Source organism: Corynebacterium sp. LK2510 (assembly GCF_040946405.1).
In the GTDB taxonomy this organism is placed as follows: domain Bacteria; phylum Actinomycetota; class Actinomycetes; order Mycobacteriales; family Mycobacteriaceae; genus Corynebacterium.
In genome coordinates this window covers 1-3073 of sequence record NZ_JAYWLR010000038.1, presented here as the reverse complement: position 1 = coordinate 3073, position 3073 = coordinate 1, and the positions used below count along the sequence as shown (strand labels likewise).

The 3073-nt window shown below is 47.7% G+C and carries 2 protein-coding genes; both read right to left on the bottom strand.

All coding sequences use genetic code 11. The features are described from left to right. Positions 1 to 20 precede the first annotated feature (20 nt). Complete coding sequence (locus VVR41_RS10620; RefSeq protein ID WP_368524745.1) at positions 21 to 1145, bottom strand: hypothetical protein; 1125 nt, start codon at positions 1143 to 1145, stop codon at positions 21 to 23. 22 nt (positions 1146 to 1167) lie between these two features. Continuing rightward, positions 1168 to 3033, bottom strand: a complete 1866-nt coding sequence (locus VVR41_RS10615) for a hypothetical protein (RefSeq protein WP_368524744.1) — start codon at positions 3031 to 3033, stop codon at positions 1168 to 1170. Positions 3034 to 3073: the final 40 nt, after the last annotated feature.

The following is a 3073-nucleotide window of genomic DNA, read 5'->3' as shown; positions in this document are numbered from 1 at the left end:
ACTAGCACTACGTACAGCGACTAATAGGGGTAAATAGACATCGGAATCGTATATGCATCTTTTGCAGTACCGCCGCGCATAAGCTGGCTAAGCTTTGCTATATGCGTGCCGTCCTCATCCGGAGCTGGACTTTCAAACGAAAATGAATGCACGAGAAGCTCTTCGGAACCGTCGAGCGGCTGAGTCACAATACGCAAATTCTCTCCGTCGCTCGTTGCAGATACAGGGCGACGGTCTACACCAATAAGAGGTTCAGTTTCTCTAATTTCCTGATGCACAAGATCGACTTCCAGGAGCGTTCTTCGACCCGAAAAGTACGACACACTTCCTTCTTCGTAGCGAGAAGACCTATTTACACCTGGTTCCGGTAGATCCTTGAGTTTTCCTTCATGTTTCAAGGTTTGTTTCTTGCTTAAACCATCGACTGAAAAAACATCCGCACTACTAAATTCGTCAGGAAATGAAATGTAGGAGTTTTCTTTCCCGCACCCAAGAACAGAGAAAAATTCTGAAGCGACTATTCCAGTAGGCCCGTCGAGACGAGACTCAGACAGTAATCCGTCAACTCCCATACGCACAAGCGTTAATCCGCTGCCATCATCTTCATCGCGTTCTATCCAGACAGCTGTTTTATCAGTACAAGCCCTCAACGCGACCGGTCTCATATCACGAGTTACCACATTTGTAGTGTCCTCAGTAGCAAGCACGATACGGCTAGCGTACGGACTGTCACTCTTACTTTCATTAAAAACAAACACTGCCGTTTCGTTGTTTGCTGAACCAGCAGAAGTCGTTTGGGTCGGTAATCCTAAATCTTCAATTGGTCTCTCAGATTGCTTGTGAAAATGCGAATCAAAGACAACCATTTGATCCCTATCTGGTGCCACGTACCCTTCACCAAGCCTCTCCATCGAAGGGTTATACACCGAAGCAAGTTCAGAAAGAGAATCCACTTCGTCAGCGTTTGATCCAAAAACGTAGTTATGGTTGTTTGCAGAAGGAGCCGAAGAAACAGCTCTAGCGATACCACCCCATTCCCAAGAAACAAGAGCTTTTGATTGCTGTGGGGTCTCTTGCGCACATGAAGAAACAACAAGTGCGCTCGCTCCCAAAGCCCAAACCGTTAGAAGCTTTCGAAATAGCATTCTGGGCACTGTTGACCCCTGATCAGTATTCGTAGGTATTATGCGACTTCAAAATGTCAGAAGGCATAACAGCTGGCTGATAAGGTTCATAGGGATGCTCTTCACCGATATCAAGACCACCACCAGAAGCTTTCTTATATGCAGCCCATACCAGTTGTGAGCAATTGTATGTATCTTGCTCTAACGGCCCAATACGAGTTGCGAAAAACTTCTTGTTATAGCCTTTTCCTTCCCGGGCCTGCTTCTCAGCAAAGGCTACGGCACCTTTTCGAGTGGCACCATCGGTTTTAACGTGCAAGAGTCTCGGGGCGCATACGCCTTCTCGAGCGCTCCCTGAAAGCCTCTGGACGCCTCGCTCAGGATTAACGGCTTCCACCGTCTCAATTTCTTCCGCTGTGGCCCCCTCTTTAACGAAGATGCCATTGTGGCCATGATTATAAGTATAAGTAGTAGCTACAGAATAGAATACGTCCCCGGCAAGGGTATCTGAGTTTCCAGGTGGAATATAATTGCAATTCGCAGCTTCATTATCGCTGTTCGATTGCAAAACAGGAGCTTCAGCTAGCGCTGCGAGCAGATTGGATTGGTTAAATTCAAGCGACTCAAGAGAATGCGTTAAGAGATTTTCAAATCCTATTTTGCTATCAATACCATGATCTGCAAAGTCTTTCATTAGCACATCAAACATCTCTTGCGTCCCTTGGTCATCTAAACCAAAAGACTTAGCCAAGCTAGAGATAGTTTCATTAAAGGATGCTATTTCGCCTCGCTCAAAGCGTTGACGCACATGCCAGTCCCCAACGTTTTCCTGCGGTGCTACAGGATATCCATAGCGGCTTCTTTCGTACCCAGCTTTAGCCCACTTAGACAAGATCGGTTCATAAACAGCCTGTGCCCCCGTCTTCGGTGTCCAATAGATCATCCCATGTTCGAAGACATTGTAGCGTCCGATTCCGTCTGGGGTGGTTAGCTCATCGCTGATGGGGTAGCCGAGTTTACTGTTTTGGGCGCCCATGGATTTCCATTTGTTGTAGATGGCACCTTGGATGCTGGCCTGCGAAGGGCGAATTGGAGAGTTATGGGTATAAACGTATCCACCCTGGAAGTCTTGCTTATACCATGCATTCCCTTGAGGAATATCACTGGTGGTGGGGTATCCAAGGAACCCCTTTTCCCAGCCATGGCGCGCCCAAACAACCGACACTGGAAGACTAACCGTATGCGCACCAGTCTTGGGGTGCCAGTAGATATAGCCGTTAACGAATTCGGAGCGTTTTCCCACTCCATCTGGATTGGTCAGTTCGTTAAATTTTGGCAGAAGAAGAAAACTCTTAGGACCGCCGATGCTGTCGTACTTTTCTTTAATTAGTCCGCACACTTCGAATCTGGTTGGCCAATACACACCGCAACCTGGGCGTGCATTCAACGCCGGTGTATCTGGATCCGCAAGTTGTGCTTCCCGAACCTCTGCCTTATCAGCTTCTACCTTGTCCACACCAGCGGGGATCTCTTCCCGGTCAGAGCGCATCTGGCCAGGAATAATTTCCTTATTCGGGTTCGCGGTTGGATGCCACTCGTCTAATCCTTGTGGATTGAGATCTTCCTCAGCGACCTGATTAACCTCATAGCCTTCAGCACCCGGAGGAGTTGGAATACCCCATTCAGCGAATGGGCCATCTACTGCTTGTGAGGGAGTTGCTTCACTTGCGATCGAGTTATCGAGGCTCGCGGCAGAATTAGGAGTTTTAGATGGTTCAATTGCCGACTGAAAATCATCAGAAGTGGATGAGTCAGAAAAGGATGATTGGGCTACTGCAATACCTGGTGTGGCATTAAACAGGAGACTTGTTGAGATAACCGCAAGTATTTTGCGTGAGAGAGCTTTCATTGGCGGTCCTTAGATGAGAGTGAAACAAGGAGTTGTTCTA

What these genes read in the sequence shown, in the direction of transcription:
- VVR41_RS10620 (WP_368524745.1), bottom strand. Translation starts at nt 1,145, where the DNA reads ATGCTATTTCGAAAGCTTCTAACGGTTTGGGCTTTGGGAGCGAGCGCA.
- VVR41_RS10615 (WP_368524744.1), bottom strand. Translation starts at nt 3,033, where the DNA reads ATGAAAGCTCTCTCACGCAAAATACTTGCGGTTATCTCAACAAGTCTC.